Below are 23,295 nucleotides of genomic sequence, written 5' to 3' on the forward strand. Positions count from 1 at the left end.
CGCGAAATCCAAATCCGTGCACCATCAGCCCCTCTCCCGCCTGCGGGAGAGGGCTGGGGTGAGGGGAAAACCGCACCGCCTCCCCCTTATAACCCCTGCCCCACCTTAATCGTGGCAGCAACATTCCTTGCCGTCAGGCGGACATTCTGCGCGGCATTGGCCAGCGCCTCTTCCAGCGAACAGATACCCGACAGCACGCTGTACACCGCGTCGATCCCGTGCTGATGCACCACACCGACATCCGCCGTCAGGCTGCCGGCAATACCGATGACCGGCTTATTGAACTGCTTCGCCACCTGCGCCACGCCAACCGGCACTTTGCCGTTGACTGACTGACTGTCGATGCGCCCTTCACCGGTAATCACCAGATCGGCATCCTGCACCTGCTGCGCCAGTCCCAGCGCTTCGGTGACAATCTCAATGCCGCGCCGCAGTTCCGCGTGGCAAAACGCATGCAGCGCCGCGCCCATGCCGCCGGCTGCGCCACCACCGGCGATGTGCAGCACATCAATATCCAGATCGCGCTGAATAATCGCGGCGTAATGGCCGAGCGCGGCATCCAGCTGCTGCACCAGCTGCGGCGTGGCCCCTTTCTGCGGGCCAAAAATCGCTGACGCACCCTCTTCGCCAATCAGCGGATTGGTCACGTCGCACGCCACTTCAATGCGGCACTGCAGCAGGCGCGGATCCAGATCGGCGATCTCAATCTTCGCCAGCTGCGGCAGTGCCCCGCCGCCGTAGCCAATCCCGCTGCCGTGGCTGTCCAGCAGCCGGGCACCGAGCGCCTGCACCATGCCGGCACCGCCGTCGTTGGTGGCGCTGCCGCCGATGCCGATGATGATGTGATCGACGCCGCGATCCAGCGCGTTTTTGATCAGTTCACCGGTACCGTAGGAAGTGGTGATCAGCGGATCGCGCTGTGCCGCAGGCACCAGCTCCAGCCCGCTGGCCGCCGCCATCTCAATAAAAGCGGTACGCGCATCACCGGATAATCCGTAAAACGCGTCGACCGGCTCGCCGAGCGGCCCGGTCACCGTCAGTCTGACGATGTTGCCCTGGGTTGCCGCCACCATTGCTTCAACCGTGCCTTCTCCGCCGTCGGCGACCGGTATTTTGACATAGTCAGCGGCGGGGAAAATTTCGCGAAATCCCGCTTCTATCGCGGTAGCCACTTCCAGGGCGGACAAACTCTCTTTGTATGAATCCGGTGCGATGACAATTTTCATAGGCAATCCGAGCGCGGTAGATGACGGAAATCCGTCAGGCTAAGGCAGTACAGCGTCCGGCATCCGCAGACACCGGACGCGGGCACTACCGGGTGATCTCAACTTTGGCTAATTTTTCATAATAGCAAGCCAGCGCGCTATGATCGGACGTACCCTGCCCGTCGACTTTTAGCGCCTGCATCATCTCCATCACCGCTGCGGTCAGCGGCAGATGTGCGCCAATGCCGTGTGAGGTATCAAGCGCATTGGCTAAATCCTTGATATGCAAATCGATACGGAAGCCAGGCTTAAAGTTGCGATCCAGCACCATGGGCGCTTTGGCATCCAGCACGGTGCTGCCCGCCAGACCGCCGCGAATCGCCTGGTAAACCAGTTCCGGATTGACGCCGGCTTTGGTGGCCAGCGACAGCGCTTCTGACATCGCGGCAATGTTGAGCGCCACAATCACCTGGTTGGCCAGTTTAGTGACGTTGCCCGCGCCGATATCGCCGGTGTGCACCACCGAACCGGCCATCGCCTTAAGAACATCGTAGCACTGATCAAACAGCGCTTTATCGCCGCCGACCATCACCGACAGCGTGCCTTCAATCGCTTTTGGCTCACCGCCGCTCACCGGCGCATCCAGCATTCTGATGCCTTTTTCTGCCAGCGCATCATGCACTTCGCGGCTGGCCAGCGGCGCGATGGAGCTCATGTCAATCACCACCAGCCCCGGCTTCGCCCCTTCGATGATGCCGTTCTCGCCCAGACACACCTCTTTCACCTGCGGTGAGTTCGGCACCATGGTGATCACCACGTCAACCTGCGCGGCCAGCTCTTTCGGCGTTTTCGCCACGGTGGCACCCAGCTCCACCAGTTCGGCTTCGTTGCTGGCGTTGTGGTCGCGCACCACCAGGGTGTAACCGGCTTTCACCAGGTTTTTACTCATCGGTTTGCCCATAATGCCGAGGCCGATAAATCCAATTTTCATTGCCTTTCCCCTTCGTCAGTTACTGCTTAAATTTGTCGCACAGCGCCTGCGTGGCGTGGCGGAAAACACCCAAGTCGCTGCCGACGGCAACAAAGCTGGCACCCCATTCGAGATAACGGCGTGCGTCAGCCTCCACCGGCGCCAGAATCCCGCTCGGCTTACCGGCGGCTTTGGCGCGCTCAAGGATGTAACGGATCACTTTCAGCACTTCCGGATGCGCCGGCTGGCCGAGATAGCCCAGCGCCGCTGACAAATCGCCCGGGCCGACAAAGATGCCGTCTACGCCGTCCACCGCCGCGATGGCGTCAATGTTGTCCACCGCCTGCTGAGTTTCGATTTGCACCAGCACGGTGATGTTGTCATTGATGGTGGCGTTGTAGTCCGCCAGCGTGCCGTACATGTTGCTGCGATGCGAAACCGACACGCCGCGAATACCGGCTGGCGGATAGCGGGTCGATGCCACCGCGCGCGCCGCCTCTTCTGCGGTTTCCACGAAAGGAATCAGGAAGTTATAGAAGCCAATATCCAGCAGACGCTTGATGATGATCGGCTCATTGCACGGCGGTCGCACCACCGGCGCGCTCGGGCTGCCTTTCAGCGCCATCAGCTGCGGAATAAAGGTGGTGATGTCGTTCGGCGCGTGTTCGCCGTCCAGCACCAGCCAGTCAAAGCCCGCCAGCCCCAGCACTTCCGTGGTGAGAGGATTGGCAAGGGCGCACCAGCTGCCAATCAGGGTTTCCCCTGCCAGCAAACGACGACGAAAAGGGTTGGGCCAGGCATTGCTCATGATCTCTACTCCTGTTATTTAGCACCGCCGCCCGCGGGCGCGCGGAATAAAATCAGCGCACCAGGCACGGACGCTTGTTATCAAATGTCCAGTTCGGCACGAGGAACTGCATCGCCTGCGCATCGTCGCGCGCACCCAGTCCATGCTGCTGATACAGCGCATGGGCCTGCATCACCTGATCCATGTCCAGTTCGACGCCAAGGCCCGGCTTCTGCGGCACCTGCACCATGCCACCCTTGATCTGCAACGGCTCTTTGGTCAGGCGCTGGTTGCCCTCCTGCCAGATCCAGTGGGTGTCGATGGCGGTAATGGCGCCCGGTGCGGCGGCGGCCACATGGGTGAACATCGCCAGCGAAACATCGAAATGGTTGTTGGAGTGCGAACCCCAGGTCAGGCCGAAGTCATGACACATCTGCGCCACGCGCACCGAGCCCTGCATGGTCCAGAAGTGCGGATCGGCCAGCGGAATATCGACCGACTGCAGCGACAGCGTGTGGCCCATCTGGCGCCAGTCGGTGGCGATCATATTGGTGGCGGTAGGCAGACCGGTGGCGCGCCGGAACTCGGCCATCACTTCACGTCCGGAGTAACCCTGTTCAGCGCCGCACGGATCTTCTGCATAAGCCAGCACGCCTTTCAGCTGTTTACCGAGCAGGATGGCCTCATTCAGCGACCAGGCCCCGTTGGGATCGAGCGTCACGCGCGCCTGCGGGAAACGCTTCGCCAGTGCGGTTACCGCTTCGGCCTCTTCACCGCCGCGCAGTACGCCACCTTTCAGTTTGAAATCGTTAAAGCCATATTTTTCGTAGACGGCTTCTGCCAGGCGCACCACCGCGTCCGGCGTCAGCGCTTCCTCATGCCGCAGGCGATACCAGTCGCACGGATCATCGGTCTGGCTCTGATACGGCAGTGACGTTTTGCGGCGATCGCCGACGTAAAACAGGTAGCCGAGCATCTCGACGCGGTCACGCTGCTGTCCTTCGCCCAGCAGTGACGCCACGTTGACGCCCAGATGCTGGCCGAGCAGATCCAGCAGCGCCGCTTCGATGCCGGTCACCACGTGAATGGTGGTGCGCAGGTCAAAGGTCTGATTGCCGCGCCCGCTGGCATCGCGATCGGCAAAGGTAGTGCGCACCAGGGTGAGGATATTTTTGTACTCGCCGACGGTTTTTCCGGTTACCAGCGCTGCCGCGTCTTCCAGCGTCTGACGAATTTTCTCACCGCCGGGGATCTCGCCCACGCCCGTGTGGCCGGCGTTATCTTTCACAATCACGATATTGCGGGTAAAAAACGGCGCGTGGGCACCGCTCAGATTCAGCAGCATGCTGTCGTAACCGGCCACCGGAATGACCTGCATTGCTGTAATTTTCGGGGTGTGACTCATTTCCTGCTCCTTATGCATGGCGGCGTCCAAAAGCCGGACGCTTGCGGTCGAACGACCATCCGGGAACCAGATATTGCATTGCCGTGGCGTCATTACGTGCGCCTGCAGGCAGCGATTGATACAGGGCGTTAGCCTCGCGCAGGCGATCCCAGTCCAGTTCAACACCGAGGCCGGGCTTGTCCGGCACGGCAATTTTGCCGTTGCGGATCTGCAGCGGCTCTTTGGTCAGGCGCTGGTCGCCCTCCTGCCAAATCCAGTGGGTATCGATGGCGGTCGGTTTACCCGGTGCCGCCGCGCCGACGTGGGTAAACATCGCCAGCGAAATGTCGAAGTGATTATTGGAGTGGCAGCCCCAGGTCAGCCCCCACTCATCACACAGCTGCGCCACGCGTACCGCGCCGCTCAGCGTCCAGAAGTGCGGGTCGGCCAGCGGAATATCGACCGCGTTGAGCATCACCGCGTGGTTCATCTCACGCCAGTTGGTGGCGATCATATTGGTGGCGACCGGCAGACCGGTGGCGCGGCGAAACTCGGCCATGACTTCGCGCCCGGAATACCCCTGCTCGGCACCGCACGGATCTTCGGCATAGCTCAGCACCTCGTGCAGGCCTTTGCACAGCGCGATGGCTTCATCCAGATGCCAGGCGCCGTTGGGATCGACGGTGATGCGCGCGTCCGGGAAACGCTGCTTCAGTGCCACCGCCGAGGCAATCTCCTGCTCGCCCGGCAGCACGCCGCCTTTGAGTTTGAAATCTTTGAAGCCGTACCTGTCCTGCGCCGCTTCGGCTAAGCGCACCACCGCGTCTGGCGTCAGCGCCTCCTGATGGCGCAGGTGATACCAGTCGTGACCGGCCGCGTCGCCGCTCTGATACGGCAAATCAGTTTTACGCCGATCGCCAATGTAAAACAGGTAGCCCAGCACCGTGACCTCATCGCGCTGCTGACCCGGCCCCAGCAGTTCGGCCACTGGCACGCCGAGGCACTGGCCGAGCAGGTCGAGCAGCTCCGCTTCCAGCGCCGCCACCGCATTGACCCGCAGCTCAAACGTCCAGGCGCCGTTGCCGAAGGTATCGAAATCCGCCGACTGGTTACCTTTGTGCACCTGCTGCACCAGCCGGTTCATGCGCGCCACCTGCTGCCCTTTCACCTGCGGTATTGCCGCGACCAGCGTCTCATAGATGGTTTCACCGCCCGGCGCTTCGCCGACGCCGGTGTGGCCGGCGCTGTCGGTCAGCACCACGATATTGCGGGTGAAGCAGGCGCTGTGCGCGCCGCCGATGTTGAGCAGCATGCTGTCGTAACCCGCCACCGGAACCACCTGCATGTCGGTAATCACCGGGGAACTTTGCGTATTCATATTCGGTTCCTTATGACCGGGGTTTGAGTTCGACACGTTTGATATCGCCGGTTATCACCAGGAAGCTGAACGCCGCCACAAACGCATGGATGCCGACATAAATCAGCGCCCCTTCAAACGAACCGCTGGTGGCGATGATGTAACCAATGGCAATCGGCGTGACGATGCCAGAGAAGTTACCGAACATATTGAACAGACCGCCGCTCAGGCCGCTGATCTCTTTGGGTGCGGTATCGGCCATCACCGCCCAGCCCAGCGCGCCAATGCCTTTACCAAAGAACGCCAGCGCCATAAACAGCACCACTACCCATTCGGTTTCGGTGTAGTTACACATCACCATGCTGATGGAGAGCAGCATACCGATGACAATCGGGGTTTTACGCGCGATGTTCAGCGAGCCGGTTTTACGCATCAGATAATCTGAAATCACGCCGCCCAGCACGCCGCCGAGGAAGCCGCAGATGGCGGGAATCGAGGCGATCATGCCGGCTTTAAGAATCGACATGCCGCGCGCCTGCACCAGATACACCGGGAACCAGGTAATAAAGAAGTAGGTCAGGGCGTTAACGCAGTACTGACCGAGATAGATCCCCCACATCATGCGGGTGGAGAGCAGTTGCTTGATTTGAAACCACTTCTCATCCCAGCTCACTTTACGCTCGGCTTTCTTCGCATCCATGTTAATCAGCGCACCGCCCTGCTCCATGTACTCCAGCTCGGCTTTGTTCACGCCAGGGTGATCGTTCGGGTCATGAATTACTTTCAGCCAGATAAAGCTGAGAATGATGCCCAGCCCGCCCATGAACCAGAACACGTGCGCCCAGCCCACCTCGGCCACCAGCCAGCCCATGATCGGTGCGAAAATCACCGTGGCGAAGTACTGGGCGGAGTTAAAGATGGCGACGGCGGTACCGCGCTCCTGCGCCGGGAACCAGGCAGCAACAATACGGCTGTTACCCGGGAAAGACGGCGCTTCCGCCAGCCCCACCATGAAGCGCAGCAGGAACAGTGACACCACAATGCCGAAGCCGCTAAAGATGTCGACGAAGCCCTGCAACAGGGTAAACAGCGACCACAGGAAGATGCTCCAGAAATAGACGCGTTTGGAGCCGAAGCGGTCCAGCAGCCAGCCGCCAGGAATCTGACCGATAACGTACGCCCACGAGAAGGCGGAGAAGATGTAGCCGAGGCCGACGGAATCGAGACCGATCTCCTTCGACATCGCCGAACCGGCAATCGAAATGGTGGCCCGGTCACCGTAGTTGAACGAGGTGACGATAAATAACATCACCACAATCCAGTAACGGGCGTTGGTGCGCTTCTGCACCGCTGCCGCTGTCTGGCTGTAACTATTCATGATGCACTCCTGAAATATAGCGAACGCTACATTCACTCTGACTGCATACACATCGCGTTGGGTATCAGAATGATGTTGGGTTAAACACGGCGATTGTTGTTATGGCAAAACGATGATGCGTCGTGACGAATAACCAAACGTTGAAGAACGGCAATCAGTATAGGAACAGCATCGCCGCGAAACACTGGAGGAACGCCCGAGGATAATCCCCAATCCGGCACAATTTTGTGGCATTTGCCCATAACGCTGCGGCGTGGCTCACGGAACCCGCCATCCAGCCGCCAGATTGCTGCAAAAGTGAACAGCAAGCGTACGCTTTGTGAGGCTCTTCACTTGCGTTTGGTAAAACGAACCAAACTGCGCGCCGATCGCGGCACAAAGCCAGTCAGTTGCACAATGCGTGGGCCAATACCCCTGCTTATACTGAGGCTGGCAAATAACGATGATGTGACGGACGTGATTTCAACCGCACCGCTATGACCGGTGCGACGAACCGGAAGGTGAGCAATGAACCGACCTCTGACAGACAAACCGCGCTACATTAAAGTGCACGACGCCGATAACGTGGCGATAGTGGTCAACGATCAGGGATTGCCCGCAGGCAGCCGCTTTGATGACGGTCTGCAACTGACTGAGCATGTGCCGCAGGGGCACAAAGTGGCGCTGAGCGATATCGCCCTGCATGGCGACATCGTGCGTTACGGTGAAGTGATTGGCACAGCGCTGCGCCCGATTGCGCGCGGCAGCTGGATTGAGGAGTCGCTGGTGGCGCTGCCCGCCGCCCCACCGCTGGCCAGCCTGCCGCTGGCAACTAACGTGCCGCCGCCCCTGCCACCGCTGGAAGGATACACCTTTGAAGGCTATCGCAATGCCGACGGCAGCGTCGGCACGCGCAATCTGCTCGGCATCACCACCAGCGTGCACTGCGTGGCGGGCGTGGTGGATTACGTGGTGCAGCTGATTGAGCGCGATTTGCTACCGCGCTACAGCAACGTCGATGGGGTGGTGGCGCTCAACCATTTATATGGCTGCGGCGTGGCGATCAACGCACCGGCGGCGGTGGTGCCGATTCGTACCATTCACAACCTTGCACTGAATCCTAATTTTGGCGGCGAAGTGATGGTGGTGAGCCTCGGCTGCGAGAAATTACAGCCGGAGCGCCTGCTCACCGGCACACCGGACGTACAGGCCATTTCGCTGGATGAGCGCGATATCGTGCGCCTGCAGGATGAGCGTCACGTGGGCTTTGGCGCGATGGTCGATGAAATTCTGCAGGTGGCCGAGCGCCATCTGAAAAAACTCAATCAGCGTCAGCGCGAAACCTGCCCGGCGTCAGCGCTGGTGGTCGGCACCCAGTGCGGCGGCAGCGATGCGTTTTCCGGCGTGACGGCCAATCCGGCGGTTGGCTTTGCCTCGGATCTGCTGGTGCGCTGTGGTGCGACGGTGATGTTCTCGGAAGTGACCGAGGTACGCGATGCGATCCATCTGCTGACGCCGCGTGTGGTGAACGAAGCGGTGGGCAAACGGCTGCTGGAGGAGATGGCGTGGTACGACGATTATCTGAGCCAGGGGCAAACCGACCGCAGCGCGAATCCGTCGCCGGGCAATAAAAAAGGTGGCCTGGCCAATGTGGTAGAAAAAGCGCTGGGCTCAATTGCCAAATCCGGCCGCAGCCCGATTGTCGAAGTGCTGTCACCCGGACAGCGCCCGACGCAGCGCGGGTTGATTTACGCCGCCACGCCGGCCAGCGATTTTGTCTGTGGCACCCAGCAGATGGCTTCCGGCATTACGCTGCAGGTGTTCACCACCGGGCGCGGCACGCCTTACGGTCTGGCGGCAATTCCGGTGATCAAAATGGCGACGCGCAGCGCGCTGGCGAACCGCTGGCATGACCTGATGGACATCAATGCCGGCACCATCGCGACGGGTGAAGAGAGTATTGAACAGGTCGGCTGGCGGCTGTTTGAGCTGATTCTGGATATCGCCAGCGGACGTAAACAGACGTGGTCAGATCGCTGGGGAATACGTAACCAGCTGGCAGTATTCAATCCGGCACCGGTGACGTGATGTGCGCAAACCTGGCGGAAGAAGAAGCTGTTCGGGTGAACCATTAAGTTTCATCCCTGCAGCCCCCACGCGCACAGGCTGTTCCCTCTCCCGCCTGCGGGAGAGGGTTAGGGTGAGGGCCTGATTTACAACAACTTACCCCAGCTCTCCACCCACGGCGTGGTCACTGACTCGGGCTCCGGATTTTCCGTCGCATCCACCAGCAGCACCTCGCCAATACGCTGCGCCTGCTGCTCCTGCAGCGTGGCATCAAAGGTCTTACCGGCCCCGCAGAAATGGTCGTAACTGCTGTCGCCTAAAGCAATCACGCCATAGCGTAGCTCAGGCTGATAGCCCAGCTCATCGCGCACCTGCACATACAGCCGCGCGATATTGTCCGGAAAATCGCCCTGCCCGGTGGTCGAGGTAACAATTAACGCGACCTCATTGCTGTAAGCCTGCCAGTCGGCCAGTGACGGATCTTCAAACACCTTCACCTCATGCCCCTGCGCTTCCAGCACCGGCTGCGCCTCTTCGGCAACCAGCAGCGCGTTGCCGTACACCGTACCTGTAAAAATGCCAATCTTTGCCATTTTGCCGCTCCTTTATTCTGTCGGCTTATCCTGGACTGCCTCAGCGGCAAACTCAACCCTCGGCACCTCGGACAGTTGCTGCTGCCAGCCAAACGATTGCAGCATCTGCTGCCAGACGCGATCCAGCCCGGCGCGAATCACCAGCGGTTCGCCGGTCACCGGATGCGTTAGCGTCAGCGCACTGGCGTGCAGCATCAGTCGATCCATGCCAAAGTGGGCTGCGGCACCGCGGTTCTGCCGCAGATCGCCGTGCGAGCTGTCACCAATAATCGGATGACGCAGGTGCGCCATATGGCGTCGCAGCTGATGCTTGCGCCCGGTGTGCGGCGACAGCTCAACCAGCGTATAACGTGCGCTGGGGTACTTGCCGATAGCCACCGGCAGTTCCGCCTGCGCCAGCGCGCGATAATCGGTGACCGCCGGCTGCGGCGCGCGCGGTTCCGTGACAAACTTGTCCGCAATTTTATCCAGCTCTTCCACCAGCGGATAATCCAGCGTTGCGCTACCGTCCAGCCAGCCGCGCACCACTGCGTGATAGGTCTTCTGTATCTGATGCTGTTCAAACTGCTGCGCCAGCAGCCGCCCGATTTCGCTGGAGAGCCCCATCAGCAGCACGCCAGACGTGGGACGATCGAGGCGATGCGCGGTAAATACGTGCTGACCAATCTGATCGCGCACCGTCTGCATCACCACCACTTTCTCTTTGCGATCGAGCCAGCTGCGGTGCACCAGCCAGCCCGCCGGTTTATTCACCGCAACCAGCCATGCATCCTGATAAATGATCTCCAGCATCAGGCGTCCGGCGGCGCAAACAGCGCATCAAGCTGGCTGAGCGTCAGCAGCAGCGCTGCATGGCCCGGCGTGGTGGGCGGCAGGGCCATCTCATAATAAGGCGTAACGGCGAAGTTTTGCGGCAGCGCGGCGCCGGCGTCAAGCAGCGCCTGCATGCGCGGCAGCAGGACCCACTGCAGCCATTCGAGCGGCTGCAGGGTATCAAGACAGAAAGGTTGCGTGCTATTAAAGGCTTCCGCCGTCGGGGCGTGCGTCTGCCAGTGGCCGTGTTCGCGCATCACCGCTTCGACCTGCTGCAGCCGCTGAATAATCAGGTGCGTCGACATACGCTACCTCCGCGTCAAAAAGGGGCGGCAAGCATATCATTAGTGGGTGCGCGCGCAAAAACGGCATAAAAAAAGGGAGCACTGTGATTACAGTGCTCCCGGTTCGTTTGCAGCATTCCCGCCACCGCTGTGCTCCCTGCTCATCCTTGACAACTGTTCCTGCGCTTTCCGTCGCCCGTCATCGTGACATTGGTCCTTAGCATCCTGGCCCGCCACATCCCGCGTGGCTCTCATTCTCCATCCTGGAGGTGTCCTTTACTCACTCCGGAGTGTCCTGCTTCATCCTGAAGCCTTCCCTGTGACGTAAACTCCGTTACGTTCCTGCCGCCTGGCTGACATTCTCCTGAACGTCTCTCAATCCGTGGCTTCCTGCCAGTGGTGACTATTCTGGCAGAAACCATCGCAATAACAAGTCAGTAAGCGCCGTTAAACGATTAAGCCATGTCTGTATTTTCGGATTGATGCCATAACTGCATGATTCACAATATTTTTACATTGCGGACTTCCGGAAGTCTGCGCAATGTTCTGGCGATCTCGCACAACAGTTGTGAGAGATCTCTTACATGGGCTGCGAGAAAAGTCTGCAACTCAAGAACTAACCGGTTGTAAAGCATTAAGAAATGTCTGAATATCCACCGCCAGTTTCTGCCGCTTTTTCGTTCCCGGCTGCTCCACAATTACCTCGCCGGTCAGATTACACACCGCGATAACATCCTGCTCCGAATCTGTCGTGGCGATAAACAGCGTCGGGCTCTGTTTCAGACGGCGCTTCATCACCAGATGACCAATCAGGTTCTCCTGCAGGCGGGTAAAATCGTCCTCGCTCCACACCTGCAGCAGCGTCAGCGGCTGCTGTGCAAACTGCGCGTGCATGTCGCCGGCAAATTGCGTGGTGTAGAACGTGGTGAGGTCCGGCTGCAGCTGAATATCCAGCGCGCGCTCAACGGCTGCCAGCGAGGCTGGCAGGGTAAAGTCCTTCGGCTGCCACAGGACACGCTCATCCAGTTCACTGATGATGCAGGGCGACGGCACGCCGTACAGCTCTGCGCTGGCGGGAAAATGGCCGTGCTGCTGCTGCCAGTGCGCTACATAACGGGCGGTAAAATCGCGCAGGGCTTCTGCGGTTTGCTGCATCATTCATCTTCTCGCTGGTGATCGGTTACACTGACTCCCTTTGATGGATTTTAGTGGTAACCGTTATGTCTTCTGAAAACCGGGATACGGCGCTGAGCGGCCTGACTTTGGGTAAGCCCACCGCGTATGTTGATCGCTACGATAACACGCTGCTGCAGGCGGTGCCGCGCAGCCTGAATCGCGAGCCGCTCGGGCTTTATCCCGATAACCTGCCGTTCCACGGCGCAGATATCTGGACGCTGTATGAACTCTCCTGGCTAAACAGCAAAGGCGTACCGCAGGTCGCGGTCGGCGAAGTAGTGCTAAGCGCCGACAGCGTGAATCTGATCGAGTCCAAAAGCTTCAAACTCTATCTTAACAGCTTTAACCAGACGATTTTCGCCGACTGGGGCGCCGTGCGGCAAACGCTGGAGCGCGATCTCAGCGCCTGCGCTAACGGCCAGGTCAGCGTGGCGCTGTTTCGCCTGAGCGAAGTGGAAGGTCAGCCGATCGGGCACTTCGCTGGCGATGTCATCGACGAGCAGGATATCACCATCAGCGATTACGGCTTTAACGCTGATTACCTCGCCAGCGCAACGGGCAGCGAAGTGGTTGAAGAGACGCTGGTCAGCCATCTGCTGAAATCGAACTGTCTGATCACCAATCAGCCGGACTGGGGCTCGGTGATGATTCGCTATCAGGGCCCGCGTATCGATCGCGAAGCGCTGCTGCGCTATCTGATTTCGTTCCGCCAGCACAATGAGTTTCACGAGCAGTGCGTCGAGCGTATTTTTAACGATATTCAGCGCTTTTGTCAGCCAGCAGCATTAACCGTCTACGCGCGCTACACGCGGCGCGGCGGGCTGGATATCAATCCGTGGCGCAGCAATGTCCCCTTCACGCCGGGCTACTCCCGCCTGGTGCGCCAGTAGCAGATTGCGAGATGTCTCGCAGGCCGCCGCACGGATGCGCGGTTCCACTTGAGCATTCGCGGCCGACAACGGTACTCTGGTACAGGCGCGAGGGCGACAGCGTGCTTACCGAAGGATTTTCGTCACTGCGCTCAACGGGTTAAGCGCAGCGTCATCAGTCACGCATTTGCGTGTAAAGGAGTTCTCTTGATTACACATATCAGCCCGCTTGGCTCAATGGATCTGCTCTCCCAGCTGGAAGTCGACATGCTGAAGCGTACTGCCAGCAGCGATCTCTACCAGCTGTTTCGCAACTGTTCGCTGGCGGTACTCAACTCCGGCAGCCAGACCGACAGTAGCCACGAACTGCTTTCCCGCTTCGAAAACTTTGACATCAACGTGCTGCGCCGCGAGCGCGGCGTGAAACTGGAGCTGATCAACCCGCCGGAAGAGGCGTTTGTTGACGGCCGGATTATCCGTTCGCTGCAGGCGAACCTGTTTGCCGTACTGCGCGACATTCTGTTTGTTAACGGTCAGCTCTCGGCGGCGGATCGTTTACAAAATCAGGACGTCACCGACTCCGCGCACATCACCAATCAGGTGTTCTCTATTCTGCGCAACGCACGCGCGCTGCACGTGGGCGAATATCCCAACACTGTGGTGTGCTGGGGCGGTCACTCCATCAACGCGGTCGAATATCAATATTGCCGCAATGTCGGGACCCAGATGGGCCTGCGCGAACTGAACATCTGTACCGGCTGTGGTCCGGGCGTGATGGAAGCGCCGATGAAAGGGGCAGCGGTAGGCCATGCACAGCAGCGCTATCACGACAGCCGGTTTATCGGCCTGACCGAACCGTCGATCATCGCTGCGGAGCCACCTAACCCGCTGGTGAATGAACTGATCATCATGCCGGATATCGAAAAGCGTCTGGAAGCCTTTGTGCGCATCGCGCACGGCATCGTGATCTTCCCGGGCGGCGTGGGCACGGCAGAAGAGCTGTTGTATCTGCTGGGCATTCTGATGAATCCGCAGAACAGCGACCAGGTCCTGCCGCTGATCCTCACCGGGCCAAAAGAGAGCGCCGATTACTTCCGCGTGCTGGATGATTTCATCGTTAATACGCTGGGTGAAGCCGCGCGCCGGCATTACAAAATCATCATTGATGATGCTGCGGAAGTGGCGCGTCTGATGAAGAAAGCCATGCCGCAGGTGAAAGAGTACCGCCGCGAAACCGGCGATGCCTACAGCTTCAACTGGTCGATTCGCATTGCACCGGATCTGCAGGTGCCGTTCCTGCCGACCCACGAAAATATGGCCAACCTCAAGCTGTTCCCGAATCAGCCAGCGGAAAAACTGGCGGCGGATCTGCGGCGTGCCTTCTCGGGCATCGTGGCCGGTAACGTCAAAGAGATGGGGATCCGCGAAATCCGGGAAAAAGGTCCGTATCAGCTGCAAGGCGATGCCGATCTGATGCACCGCATGGACGAACTGCTGCAGGGCTTCGTCGCGCAGCAGCGCATGAAGCTGCCCGGCAGCGCTTACATCCCCTGCTACGAAATCATCAAATAACCCATCAGGAAGGCAGCCTGCGGGCTGCCGGTATCACTATGTCGCTTCATCTGCTTATTATCGACGCGCTCAATCTGATCCGCCGCCTGCATGCGGTGCAGGGTTCGCCCTGTCGTGAGGCCTGCGTGGCGGCGCTGCATCAGCTGCTGGGCCACACGCGACCAACGCACGTGGTGGCGGTGTTTGACAGCCATGACCGACAGCCTGGCTGGCGTCATCAGTTATTGCCGGACTACAAAGCGGGTCGCCCGCCGATGCCGGATGATTTACAGCAGGAGATGGCCTCGCTGCAGGCGGCCTTTGAGGCCAGCGGTGTCAGTTGCTGGGTTGCCGAACATGATGAAGCGGACGATCTGGCCGCGACGCTGGCAGTGAAGATGGCCGACGCCGGTCATCAGGCCACCATCGTTTCCACCGATAAAGGTTACTGCCAGCTGCTGGCACCGAGCATCCGCATCCGCGATTATTTTCAGAAGCGCTGGCTGGACGTGCCGTTTATCGAACAGGAGTTCGGCGTCGCGCCGGCCCAGCTGGCGGATTACTGGGGCTTATGCGGTATCAGCAGCAGCAAAATTCCAGGCGTGCCCGGCATCGGGCCGAAAAGCGCGCGGGAACTGCTGCTGCAGTTTGGTTCGCTCGAGGCGCTGTATCAGCAGCTGGATCAGGTACCTGAGAAGTGGCAGAAGAAGTTACGCGATCACCGCGCGATCGCCGAGGTGTGCCGACAGGTGTCAACGCTGAAGCGGGATTTGGTGTTGCAGGGGAATTTAAATACGCTGCGGTATCAGGGTCCGGCGCGTCATTGAGGTCGCCATGAATGGCGCCCCTACAGCAGCACGGCAAGCCTGAGCTGGTCAGGCAAGTTATAGCCCCATTCCACACCGGTTGCGGTTTTGGTTGCGGCGTAATTTATTGCGCGATGAATCGCGCCGCTACGGGTTAGTGCAGCTAATTTCTGCGAAATAATTTGTGCTAGCGCAAGGCGGCAAGCCTGAGAGTCCCCGGGAGCATACATTAGTATGTGACCGGGGCGAGCAGGCGCTGCCAACGCCGCGATAGTGCAAAGAATGAAGCAGAAGTTCTGCGAAATAATTTGTGCCACCGCAGGACGGCAAGCCCGAGCTGGTCAGGCAAGTTATAGCCCCATTCCACACCGGTTGCGGTTTTGGTAGCGGCGCAATTTATTGCGCGATGAATCGCGCCGCTACAAATGTTATGCGGCCTGCAGTTACCTGCATTAATACGAAGCAGCCAATCTGCGAAATAATTTGTGCTAGCGCAAGGCGGCAAGCCTGGGAGTCCCCGGGAGCATACATTAGTATGTGACCGGGGCGAGCAGGCGCAGCCAACGCTGCGGTAGTGCAAAGTATGAAGCAGGTGCAGCCAGCGCCGCGATAGTGCAAAGTATGAAGCAGGCCTAGCGTTCGTCGCGCCGTCCGCCGACTGCCGCCCAAATCCGGCGCACATGCACGGTCACTTCTTCGCGGTCGTGATACAGCTGGCGCGCCTGAATCTGCGCGTTTACGCCCTTCTCCTTCAGCGCCGCGTCCATCATTGCCAGATTCTGCGTGACTTCTTCATAGCGCTTTTTCATCGGCAGCTTGAGGTTGAAGATCGCCTCACGGCACCAGCCGTTGACCAGCCATTCGGTCATCAGGCTGGCGACGCGCACCGGTTTTTCCACCATGTCGCACACCAGCCAGCTGATGTTGCTGCGCGGCGGGCGGAATTTGAAACCGTCTTCGCGGCAGTGCGTAACCTGTCCGGTATCCATCAGGCTCGGCGCCATCGGGCCGTTATCCACCGCGTAGACCCACATGCTGCGCTTCACCAGCTGATAGGTCCAGCCGCCGGGGCAGGCACCAAGATCGACCGCATACATGCCGCTGCCCAGCCGTTCGTCCCACTCATCGGCCGGCACGAACACATGGAATGCTTCTTCCAGCTTCAGCGTAGAGCGGCTTGGCGCATCGGCCGGGAACTTCAGGCGCGGAATGCCCATGTAAAACGGCGAGTTGTTGTGCGGCAGCGAATAACCAACGTAGCAGGTGCCCGGCGCGATAAAGAACACATGCACCACCGGACGTTTATTGCTCTCATAATTCAGCAGAATTTTGCTGTCGCGCAGGCTGGCGCGCAGCGGTACCGTCAGCTTTCGGCAAAATTTGGTCAGCTCTTTGGCTTCATTGGTGTCGGGCACTTCAACGCGCAGCTCGCCGCCCTTCTCCACTACGCCGCTCAGCATGCCGACGATCGGGGTAATACGATCTTCCGGCGGGAGATCGCGCAGCAGCTCGCCCACCACCAGCATTTGCCGGGCAAAAATCAGCTCCGCGAACGGCAGCGTGGCGATCAGTTTTTCCGCTTCTTCCGGCTGATAGCACTCAAACAGCACGTAACCGGCGTCATCTTTAACGCGCGGAAAACCGTAGATTTCGCGTTCCGCTGCTTTGGCACTGATTTCTGCCGCACACTCTTTCTCAAATCCCGGGCGGCAATAGAGTAAAACTTTATTCATGGCGATCTGCCTTTCGTTTCAGACGCAGCGCGCCAATCAACATCAAAAACCAGCCAATCAGGAAGCACAGGCCTCCAACCGGCGTAACAAACACCCAAAACTTCAGGTGCGACAGCGCCAGACAATACAGGCTGCCGCTGAACAGGACGATACCCAGCGCCATCGCGGCGCTGCTCCAGTAAAACCAGATATTGGCGCGACGCAGCATCGCTGCGCCAATACCGATAATCGCCAGCGTATGATACGCCTGATATTCAAGGCCGGTATGGATCCACGCCATCTCGGCCGCGCCGAGCGCTTTACTCAGCACGTGCGCCCCAAAAGCACCAAACGCCACCAGCAGAAAGCCGCTGATGGCGGCAAATATAAACATGGCACGACTGGACATTCATTTATCCTCAAGGTGAAACCGCACATCACTGTGCGGCAGGTAACGCGTTAGTGATCGTAGCGGAAGCGGAATTTTTCTTGTTCAGTTGCGGCTTTTTCCAGAATCCACTGCCGAAAGGCGGCTATTTTACCCAGTTCTGCCTGGCTGTCATGACAAACCAGATAAAAAGCATTTTTACTCACTAAGACATCGTTGAAAGGACAGACCAGACGTCCGGCCTCAATTTCACTCTGCGCCATCACGTTATTGGCCAGCGCCACACCCTGGCCGTGGATCGCCGCCTGCAGCACCATGGCGCTGTGGCTGAAGATCGGCCCCTGCTGAACATTAATGTGCTGCAAGCCCAGCTGACGAATATAGGATTGCCAGTCACGGCGTGAAGCGTCATGCAGCAGCGTGAAATGCGCCAGATCGGCCGGTGATTTGAGCGGATTGTCGCCGGTCAGCAGCAGCGGCGAGCACACCGGCAGCAGATATTCGGCATACAATTTTTCTACCCGCAAACCGGGCCAGTTGCCGCGGCCGTAAAAAATCGCCACGTCGACATCGTCGGCCAGCTTCTCTTCATCACGGTCTACCGCCTGGATACGCACATCAATGCCCGGATAAGCCAGATTAAAGCTGGAGAGGCGCGGAACCAGCCACTGAATGGCGAAACTCGGCAACAGGCTGACGGTGAGTGCCCCTTTGGCACTGCGCGCCTGCAGCTTGCGCGTGGCATCGTTCAGTGCCGAAAAAATCTCTTTGATATCGAGATAGTAGCTTTGACCCTCTTCAGTCAGTAACAGCGAACGATTGCGCCGGCGAAACAGCTTGAGACCGAGAAAATCTTCCAGCGATTTAATCTGATGGCTTACAGCCGCCTGGGTCACAAACAGCTCCTCAGCGGCTTTGGTGAAGCTCAAATGACGGGCCGCAGCGTCGAAGACGCGAAGAGCATTAAGCGGCGGAAGGCGTTTTGACATGGTTTTCCGTACCCGGATTGACTGCGTAACACTGCAACTTATACAAAGTCGTTACGTATTAGATTTTTTAATCCGAGACATTATAATTTGTCCGTTGAGGAAGCTCCAGCAAATACCTATAGTTGCCGCACTTCCTGAGCCGGAACGAAAAGATTTCTGGAAACGTGCGAGAGATCGCAGACTTTTAGAGAGCTTTTGGCTTGTGGTCGTGATGTTGTGTTTGCATTTTGATCTGACGATTGCAGATCAAACTTTTAATTCCTGTAGATTTACCCTGTCTGTCCATAGTGATTTTAAATAGCACCGCAAATTGCGGTGCTTTTTTTTACCTGCTTACCGGGCTTACTGGCCCATTTCCACCATCTCTTTCACATCTGAGCGGTTAATCTGCTGCTCGTTGCCATTGGCATCTTTATAGCTGATCATACCGGTTTCATCGTCAACTTTTGGTTTGCCATCCGCAACAATGGTGCGACCATCATTGGTATGCATGACGTAGTTGCTGGAACAGGCGGCCAGGGTAAAGGCCATGGTGCACACGGCCAGCACTGCGGCGAGTTTATTCATCTTCTATCTCCTTGCAGATTGATTGCATTAAACCACCCGCGTGCGCTGACCAGTGGCAGCAAACAGAGCGATCGACTGGAACAGACCGATTCGTTATGCGGGTTTCGGTTCAAACCTTGCAATAATTAGCATAACGCGCTTTTCCAGCTTTGCCAGGCCACGGCGTGGCTTTCAGCCTGGTCCTAACATCCAAGTAAGTGAGCTGAGTATGACCCATTTCTCTCCTGGCGAGTTTCGTCAGCAGTTTCCCGCGCTGAGCGATGCGGGTGTCTATCTCGACAGCGCCGCCACCGCGCTGAAGCCGCAGGCGGTGATTGACGCGACCGCGCAGTTTTATTCGCTGAGTGGCGGCACCGTCCACCGCAGCCAGTTCGCCGCTGCCCGCGCGCTGACGGCACAGTATGAACAGGCGCGCGCGCGCGTGGCGCACTGGCTGCAGGCGGCGGACGATCGGCAAATCGTCTGGACGCGTGGCACCACGGAAGCCATCAACCTGGTGGCGCACAGCTGGCTGGCGCCGCGCCTGCAGCCGGGCGACGAGATTGTGGTGAGCGAAGCCGAGCACCACGCCAATCTGGTGCCGTGGCTGATGGTGGCGCAGGCCAGCGGTGCGAAAGTGATAAAGTGGCCGCTTGGCGCTGACCGGCGGCCGGATATCGCCCTGCTGCCGCAGTTACTTAACGCACGCACCCGGCTGCTGGCGATAGGTCAGATGTCTAACGTGACCGGCGGATGTCCGGATCTGGCGCAGGCGATTACGCTGGCGCACGGCGTCGGGGCGAAAGTGATGGTGGATGGCGCGCAGGGCGTGGTGCACTGCCCGCCGGATGTGCAGGCGCTGGATATCGACTTCTACGCCTTTTCCGCGCACAAGCTGTATGGTCCGATGGGCACTGGTGTGCTGTACGGCAAAGCGGAGCTGCTGGACGCGATGCCGCCGTGGCAGGGCGGCGGCAAAATGCTGACGCAGGTCGATTTCAGCGGCTTCACGCCGCAGCCGGTGCCGTGGCGCTTTGAAGCAGGCACGCCGAACGTGGCGGGCGTGGTCGGGCTGAGTGCGGCGCTGGACTGGCTGGGGCAGTACGATGCGGAAAAAGCCGAACGCTGGAGCCAGCAGCTGGCCAGCCTTGCCGAAGAACAACTCAGCGCTATTCCCGGCTTCCGCAGTTTCCGCTGCGGCAGCGCCAGCCTGCTGGCGTTTGATATCGCCGGTATTCACCACAGCGATATCGTGACGCTGCTGGCGGAACAGGGCATCGCGCTGCGCGCCGGCCAGCACTGTGCCCAGCCGCTGATGGCGGCGCTTGGCGTCAGCGGCACGCTGCGCGTCTCATTTGCCCCCTATAATAATCTGCAGGACGTGGACGCGCTGGTGCGCGCCATGCACCATGCCGTGGATTTACTGAGTGAGTAACGTAATGACATCAGCCCTGCTTGCCCCCCATCCGTTTGGTGACCTGATTACCGAAGCCAGCCTGACGGAGAAGTTTGCCCATTTTCATCAGTGGGAAGATCGCTACCGCCAGCTGATTCAGCTCAGCCGCCAGCTGCCGGCACTGCCGGAAGCGCTGAAAACGGCGGAAATTGAGCTCTCCGGCTGCGAAAACCGCGTCTGGCTCAGCAGCCAGCAGCGGGCCGACGGCACGCTGCATTTTTACGGCGACAGTGAGGGGCGCATTGTGCGCGGATTGCTGGCGGTGCTGCTGACAGCGGTGGAAGGAAAAACGCCCGCGGCGCTGTTAGCCACAGACCCGCTGGCGCTGTTTGATACCTTAGGGCTGCGCGCGCAGCTGAGCGCCTCGCGCAGCAGTGGTTTACAGGCGCTGGCAGAGGCGGTACAGCGTGCCGCCCGCGCGCATCAGGCAGACTGACGCGCCGCGCGCGCGAGAAATTTTTTCAGCGCGTGCGACACCGCAACAAAACCAAAGGTGGCGGTCACCATGGTGGCCGCACCAAAGCCGGCGGCACAGTCCATGCGCTTTGGCCCTTCCGCCGTGCTGCGCGAAGCGCATACGCTGCCGTCCGGCTGCGGATACACCAGCGCCTCGGTAGAGAACACGCAGTCGATCCCCAGTTTACCCTTGCTGTTTTTCACTACGCCAAAATCACTTTTCAGCCGCTCGCGCAGTTTGGCAGCCAGCGGATCCTGAATGGTTTTGGCTAAGTCACTGACCTGAATCTGCGTCGGATCGATCTGTCCGCCGGCGCCACCGGTAGTGATCAGCGGGATCTTATTACGCCGGCACCAGGCGATCAGCGCAGCCTTAGGGCGCACGCTATCAATCGCGTCAATCACATAGTCGAACCCCGCCGCCATCAGCTCCGCGGTATTGTCCGGCGTGATAAAGTCATCGATGCAGATCACCTCACACTCCGGATTGATGGCGTGAATACGCTGCGCCATCACCTCAGTTTTCGCCTGACCGACATGCCCCTGCAACGCATGAATCTGACGGTTGGTATTGGTAATACACACATCGTCCATGTCAATCAGGGTAATTTTACCGATGCCGGTGCGCGCCAGCGCTTCGGCCGCCCAGGAACCGACGCCGCCGATGCCGATGACGCAGAAATGCGCGTCGGCAAAACGCTGCAGTGCTTCCTGCCCGTAGAGACGCGCCGTGCCGCCAAATCGCTGGCGCCAGGCGTCGCTGACAACTTTCATAGCTAACCTTTTAGTACGATGCGCGGACGCGCACCCGACAAACCCAGGGTGCGCAGCCTATCAATTTGCGCCGATAATCAATGAACCATTATTGCCGTTTTGCGGATTGCTGAACAGCGGCTGGCCGGTTCCCGGCGCGGCTTTCAGTACCCAGACGCGGCCATAATGGTTGTAGAAGCCCGCCAGATGCGCCGCATCCGGGCCGACGCCCTGGTAGATATCGAAGTGCTGGCCTTTGATCGCGCCGCCCACGTCCAGCGCGACCATCAGGCGCATCTCATATTTGCCGTTGAATTTACCCTTCTCATTCAGCTGCGGCACTTCAGCCAGCAGCGCCGTACCGGCGGGAATCAGCGAACGATCGGACGCCACCGAGGCTTTGGCAATCAGCGGTACCGCACTGGCACCGCGCACCGGCACATACTCTTCCGGCTTGAAGAACACGAACGACTGGTTGGTTTCCAGTACGTTGCGCACTTCCTGCGGCGAGTGCTCCTGCGCCCACTGCCGAATCGCCTGCATCGACATGTCTTCGCGCTTCACTTCACCGCGATCGATCAGCTCTTTACCAATACTGTGGTAAGCCCAGCCGTTCTTGCCGCCGTAGCCGAAGAAGCGCAGCGGACGGCCATCGCCGAAATCGACATAGCCGCTGCCCTGCACGTCCATCATAAAGTTGTCGATCAGCGAGTTGCTCCAGGCAATCACATAACGCTCATCCAGTGCGCCACTATAGATAGAAGCGCGGCTTGGCAGCTTCTGTCCGCGCGGACGCGGCGGCATGCGATAAATCGGATACTGGAATTCGCCCTGACGGGTATAACGCGCTTCCACCACCGGCGTGTAGTAACCGGTAAACTGTACGTTGCCGTAGCTGTCGGTGCCTTCCATCTGATAGGCGTTCAGGCCGAACTGGCGCAGCTGACGCGTATCGGCGCCGGAGAGCAGCCAGTTCTGAATCGCACTGTAAGTGCCGAGGTTGCGGCCATACAGACCAGACGACGCCGACTGGATCTGCTGCACCTGCAGGCCGAAATCACGGCCATTGACCGGACGCCCTTTGGCGTTCGGCTCATTCACCAGCCCGAGCGGTTGCTCCAGCTTGCCATCAATATATTGCTGACCGCGATCGGTCGGCTTAGAGCTACAACCGGCTAACAGCGCCAGAAATGCGCCAGTAAGTGCATACTTCGCCCAATGTCCTTTCATTACCTTCTCTTTTTAAGCTGGTTGTTTGCACGGCGACGATAGCAAAGGGGCAGACAGAATGAAATCTGCCGCAGTCTAGCGCGCTCACATCTGTATAATAAATCGCCCAATGGCCAAATAATTCAGCAACTGTTTGTCTATTTAGCGCTTTAACGCAAAAAAGGGGTTGCATCATCATACGCCCGGTGTATAGTGCGCATCCACGGACGCGGGGTGGAGCAGCCTGGTAGCTCGTCGGGCTCATAACCCGAAGGTCGTCGGTTCAAATCCGGCCCCCGCAACCAATTCTTCGTGATGAAGAGACAATGTGGCAAGTCGCTTAGCGCGACAGACGGACGCGGGGTGGAGCAGCCTGGTAGCTCGTCGGGCTCATAACCCGAAGGTCGTCGGTTCGAATCCGGCCCCCGCAACCAATTGTCTTAACGAAGAATACAATGTGCAAAGTCGCTCAGTGCGACAGACGGACGCGGGGTGGAGCAGCCTGGTAGCTCGTCGGGCTCATAACCCGAAGGTCGTCGGTTCGAATCCGGCCCCCGCAACCACTTC

The 23,295-nt window shown here is 59.1% G+C and carries 22 protein-coding genes and 3 tRNA genes; 9 read left to right on the forward strand and 16 right to left on the reverse strand.

Annotated elements, in window-relative coordinates; genetic code table 11:
• Window positions 1–86: 86 nt before the first annotated feature.
• From KOL70_RS20060 to KOL70_RS20085, 6 genes are all read right to left on the reverse strand, one after another.
• Entirely contained in the window at window positions 87–1,226 is a 1,140-nt protein-coding gene (locus KOL70_RS20060) for a glycerate kinase (RefSeq protein ID WP_059010900.1), read from the reverse strand.
• Window positions 1,227–1,311: 85 nt separating this feature from the next.
• Complete coding sequence (gene garR / locus KOL70_RS20065) at window positions 1,312–2,196, reverse strand: 2-hydroxy-3-oxopropionate reductase (protein ID WP_058771604.1); 885 nt, start codon at window positions 2,194–2,196, stop codon at window positions 1,312–1,314.
• 19 nt (window positions 2,197–2,215) lie between these two features.
• Window positions 2,216–2,983, reverse strand: coding sequence for a 2-dehydro-3-deoxyglucarate aldolase (gene garL, locus KOL70_RS20070; RefSeq protein WP_021507370.1), 768 nt, complete (start codon window positions 2,981–2,983; stop codon window positions 2,216–2,218).
• A 52-nt stretch (window positions 2,984–3,035) separates the two neighbouring features.
• Window positions 3,036–4,367 carry a glucarate dehydratase gene (gudD, locus tag KOL70_RS20075; protein WP_215481464.1) on the reverse strand — a complete coding sequence of 444 codons (1,332 nt, stop codon included), beginning with the start codon at window positions 4,365–4,367 and terminating at the stop codon, window positions 3,036–3,038.
• 10 nt (window positions 4,368–4,377) lie between these two features.
• Window positions 4,378–5,724: an enolase C-terminal domain-like protein gene (locus tag KOL70_RS20080; RefSeq protein WP_215481465.1), complete on the reverse strand. Its 1,347-nt coding sequence runs from the start codon at window positions 5,722–5,724 to the stop codon at window positions 4,378–4,380.
• Between the two features lie 10 nt (window positions 5,725–5,734).
• Window positions 5,735–7,081 (reverse strand): MFS transporter, encoded by a 1,347-nt coding sequence (locus KOL70_RS20085; protein ID WP_058771607.1) that lies wholly within the window; start codon window positions 7,079–7,081, stop codon window positions 5,735–5,737.
• Window positions 7,082–7,588: 507 nt separating this feature from the next.
• On the opposite strand from KOL70_RS20085, the gene garD reads away from it, so the two are divergent.
• On the forward strand, window positions 7,589–9,148 hold the full coding sequence (gene garD / locus KOL70_RS20090; RefSeq protein WP_021507374.1) for a galactarate dehydratase: 1,560 nt from the start codon (window positions 7,589–7,591) through the stop codon (window positions 9,146–9,148).
• Between the two features lie 125 nt (window positions 9,149–9,273).
• Here garD and KOL70_RS20095 read toward each other — a convergent pair whose 3' ends face one another.
• From KOL70_RS20095 to syd, 4 genes are all read right to left on the reverse strand, one after another.
• Entirely contained in the window at window positions 9,274–9,720 is a 447-nt protein-coding gene (locus tag KOL70_RS20095; protein WP_132467001.1) for a flavodoxin, read from the reverse strand.
• 12 nt (window positions 9,721–9,732) lie between these two features.
• On the reverse strand, window positions 9,733–10,512 hold the full coding sequence (gene truC / locus KOL70_RS20100) for a tRNA pseudouridine(65) synthase TruC (RefSeq protein ID WP_215481466.1): 780 nt from the start codon (window positions 10,510–10,512) through the stop codon (window positions 9,733–9,735).
• Window positions 10,512–10,838 carry a YqcC family protein gene (locus tag KOL70_RS20105; protein WP_136547242.1) on the reverse strand — a complete coding sequence of 109 codons (327 nt, stop codon included), beginning with the start codon at window positions 10,836–10,838 and terminating at the stop codon, window positions 10,512–10,514. The genes truC and KOL70_RS20105 overlap by 1 nt, the downstream gene beginning before the upstream one ends.
• Before the next feature lie 588 nt (window positions 10,839–11,426).
• On the reverse strand, window positions 11,427–11,975 hold the full coding sequence (gene syd / locus KOL70_RS20110) for a SecY-interacting protein (protein ID WP_215481467.1): 549 nt from the start codon (window positions 11,973–11,975) through the stop codon (window positions 11,427–11,429).
• 62 nt (window positions 11,976–12,037) lie between these two features.
• Between syd and queF the strand changes: the two genes are divergently transcribed.
• The 3 genes from queF to xni all read left to right on the forward strand — a co-directional run bounded on the left by queF (window position 12,038) and on the right by xni (window position 15,240).
• A complete protein-coding gene (queF, locus tag KOL70_RS20115) occupies window positions 12,038–12,883 on the forward strand; it encodes an NADPH-dependent 7-cyano-7-deazaguanine reductase QueF (protein ID WP_058757052.1) in 846 nt (281 codons plus the stop codon).
• Window positions 12,884–13,069: 186 nt separating this feature from the next.
• Entirely contained in the window at window positions 13,070–14,434 is a 1,365-nt protein-coding gene (gene ppnN / locus KOL70_RS20120; protein ID WP_021507381.1) for a nucleotide 5'-monophosphate nucleosidase PpnN, read from the forward strand.
• 38 nt (window positions 14,435–14,472) lie between these two features.
• Window positions 14,473–15,240 carry a flap endonuclease Xni gene (gene xni / locus KOL70_RS20125; RefSeq protein WP_215481468.1) on the forward strand — a complete coding sequence of 256 codons (768 nt, stop codon included), beginning with the start codon at window positions 14,473–14,475 and terminating at the stop codon, window positions 15,238–15,240.
• Window positions 15,241–15,851: 611 nt separating this feature from the next.
• Here xni and rlmM read toward each other — a convergent pair.
• From rlmM to KOL70_RS20145, 4 genes are all read right to left on the reverse strand, one after another.
• Entirely contained in the window at window positions 15,852–16,952 is a 1,101-nt protein-coding gene (rlmM, locus tag KOL70_RS20130; RefSeq protein ID WP_021507383.1) for a 23S rRNA (cytidine(2498)-2'-O)-methyltransferase RlmM, read from the reverse strand.
• A complete protein-coding gene (locus KOL70_RS20135; protein WP_021507384.1) occupies window positions 16,945–17,340 on the reverse strand; it encodes a DUF423 domain-containing protein in 396 nt (131 codons plus the stop codon). The genes rlmM and KOL70_RS20135 overlap by 8 nt, the downstream gene beginning before the upstream one ends.
• A gap of 50 nt (window positions 17,341–17,390) precedes the next feature.
• On the reverse strand, window positions 17,391–18,308 hold the full coding sequence (locus KOL70_RS20140; protein ID WP_010616414.1) for a transcriptional regulator GcvA: 918 nt from the start codon (window positions 18,306–18,308) through the stop codon (window positions 17,391–17,393).
• 342 nt (window positions 18,309–18,650) lie between these two features.
• Window positions 18,651–18,875, reverse strand: coding sequence for a YgdI/YgdR family lipoprotein (locus KOL70_RS20145; RefSeq protein WP_010616412.1), 225 nt, complete (start codon window positions 18,873–18,875; stop codon window positions 18,651–18,653).
• Window positions 18,876–19,083: 208 nt separating this feature from the next.
• Between KOL70_RS20145 and csdA the strand changes: the two genes are divergently transcribed.
• The gene (gene csdA, locus KOL70_RS20150) at window positions 19,084–20,289 is read left to right on the forward strand and encodes a cysteine desulfurase CsdA (protein ID WP_104093651.1); all 1,206 of its coding nucleotides are present in this window, start codon (window positions 19,084–19,086) and stop codon (window positions 20,287–20,289) included.
• Between the two features lie 4 nt (window positions 20,290–20,293).
• The gene (gene csdE / locus KOL70_RS20155; protein WP_021507386.1) at window positions 20,294–20,746 is read left to right on the forward strand and encodes a cysteine desulfurase sulfur acceptor subunit CsdE; all 453 of its coding nucleotides are present in this window, start codon (window positions 20,294–20,296) and stop codon (window positions 20,744–20,746) included.
• On the opposite strand, the gene tcdA is transcribed toward csdE, so the two are convergent.
• Entirely contained in the window at window positions 20,734–21,540 is an 807-nt protein-coding gene (gene tcdA, locus KOL70_RS20160; protein ID WP_021507387.1) for a tRNA cyclic N6-threonylcarbamoyladenosine(37) synthase TcdA, read from the reverse strand. The genes csdE and tcdA overlap by 13 nt on opposite strands.
• Before the next feature lie 60 nt (window positions 21,541–21,600).
• Complete coding sequence (mltA, locus tag KOL70_RS20165; protein ID WP_021507388.1) at window positions 21,601–22,749, reverse strand: murein transglycosylase A; 1,149 nt, start codon at window positions 22,747–22,749, stop codon at window positions 21,601–21,603.
• Between the two features lie 207 nt (window positions 22,750–22,956).
• Here mltA and KOL70_RS20170 point away from each other — a divergent pair.
• The 3 genes from KOL70_RS20170 to KOL70_RS20180 all read left to right on the forward strand — a co-directional run bounded on the left by KOL70_RS20170 (window position 22,957) and on the right by KOL70_RS20180 (window position 23,291).
• Window positions 22,957–23,033: transfer RNA gene (locus KOL70_RS20170), tRNA-Met, on the forward strand.
• A 52-nt stretch (window positions 23,034–23,085) separates the two neighbouring features.
• Window positions 23,086–23,162: transfer RNA gene (locus KOL70_RS20175), tRNA-Met, on the forward strand.
• 52 nt (window positions 23,163–23,214) lie between these two features.
• Window positions 23,215–23,291, forward strand: a tRNA-Met gene (locus KOL70_RS20180).
• Window positions 23,292–23,295: the final 4 nt, after the last annotated feature.

Source organism: Pantoea sp. B270 (genome assembly GCF_018726825.1).
GTDB lineage: Bacteria > Pseudomonadota > Gammaproteobacteria > Enterobacterales > Enterobacteriaceae > Pantoea > Pantoea dispersa.

Bases quoted from the DNA above. Each gene is read 5' to 3' on its own strand.
- mltA (WP_021507388.1), bottom strand. From the start codon at position 22,749: ATGAAAGGACATTGGGCGAAGTATGCACTTACTGGCGCATTTCTGGCG.
- KOL70_RS20140 (WP_010616414.1), bottom strand. From the start codon at position 18,308: ATGTCAAAACGCCTTCCGCCGCTTAATGCTCTTCGCGTCTTCGACGCT.
- csdE (WP_021507386.1), top strand. From the start codon at position 20,294: ATGACATCAGCCCTGCTTGCCCCCCATCCGTTTGGTGACCTGATTACC.
- truC (WP_215481466.1), bottom strand. From the start codon at position 10,512: ATGCTGGAGATCATTTATCAGGATGCATGGCTGGTTGCGGTGAATAAA.
- KOL70_RS20105 (WP_136547242.1), bottom strand. From the start codon at position 10,838: ATGTCGACGCACCTGATTATTCAGCGGCTGCAGCAGGTCGAAGCGGTG.
- xni (WP_215481468.1), top strand. From the start codon at position 14,473: ATGTCGCTTCATCTGCTTATTATCGACGCGCTCAATCTGATCCGCCGC.
- garL (WP_021507370.1), bottom strand. From the start codon at position 2,983: ATGAGCAATGCCTGGCCCAACCCTTTTCGTCGTCGTTTGCTGGCAGGG.
- KOL70_RS20135 (WP_021507384.1), bottom strand. From the start codon at position 17,340: ATGTCCAGTCGTGCCATGTTTATATTTGCCGCCATCAGCGGCTTTCTG.
- rlmM (WP_021507383.1), bottom strand. From the start codon at position 16,952: ATGAATAAAGTTTTACTCTATTGCCGCCCGGGATTTGAGAAAGAGTGT.
- KOL70_RS20085 (WP_058771607.1), bottom strand. From the start codon at position 7,081: ATGAATAGTTACAGCCAGACAGCGGCAGCGGTGCAGAAGCGCACCAAC.
- KOL70_RS20145 (WP_010616412.1), bottom strand. From the start codon at position 18,875: ATGAATAAACTCGCCGCAGTGCTGGCCGTGTGCACCATGGCCTTTACC.
- KOL70_RS20080 (WP_215481465.1), bottom strand. From the start codon at position 5,724: ATGAATACGCAAAGTTCCCCGGTGATTACCGACATGCAGGTGGTTCCG.
- tcdA (WP_021507387.1), bottom strand. From the start codon at position 21,540: ATGAAAGTTGTCAGCGACGCCTGGCGCCAGCGATTTGGCGGCACGGCG.
- garD (WP_021507374.1), top strand. From the start codon at position 7,589: ATGAACCGACCTCTGACAGACAAACCGCGCTACATTAAAGTGCACGAC.
- queF (WP_058757052.1), top strand. From the start codon at position 12,038: ATGTCTTCTGAAAACCGGGATACGGCGCTGAGCGGCCTGACTTTGGGT.
- KOL70_RS20095 (WP_132467001.1), bottom strand. From the start codon at position 9,720: ATGGCAAAGATTGGCATTTTTACAGGTACGGTGTACGGCAACGCGCTG.
- syd (WP_215481467.1), bottom strand. From the start codon at position 11,975: ATGATGCAGCAAACCGCAGAAGCCCTGCGCGATTTTACCGCCCGTTAT.
- garR (WP_058771604.1), bottom strand. From the start codon at position 2,196: ATGAAAATTGGATTTATCGGCCTCGGCATTATGGGCAAACCGATGAGT.
- csdA (WP_104093651.1), top strand. From the start codon at position 19,084: ATGACCCATTTCTCTCCTGGCGAGTTTCGTCAGCAGTTTCCCGCGCTG.
- gudD (WP_215481464.1), bottom strand. From the start codon at position 4,367: ATGAGTCACACCCCGAAAATTACAGCAATGCAGGTCATTCCGGTGGCC.
- KOL70_RS20060 (WP_059010900.1), bottom strand. From the start codon at position 1,226: ATGAAAATTGTCATCGCACCGGATTCATACAAAGAGAGTTTGTCCGCC.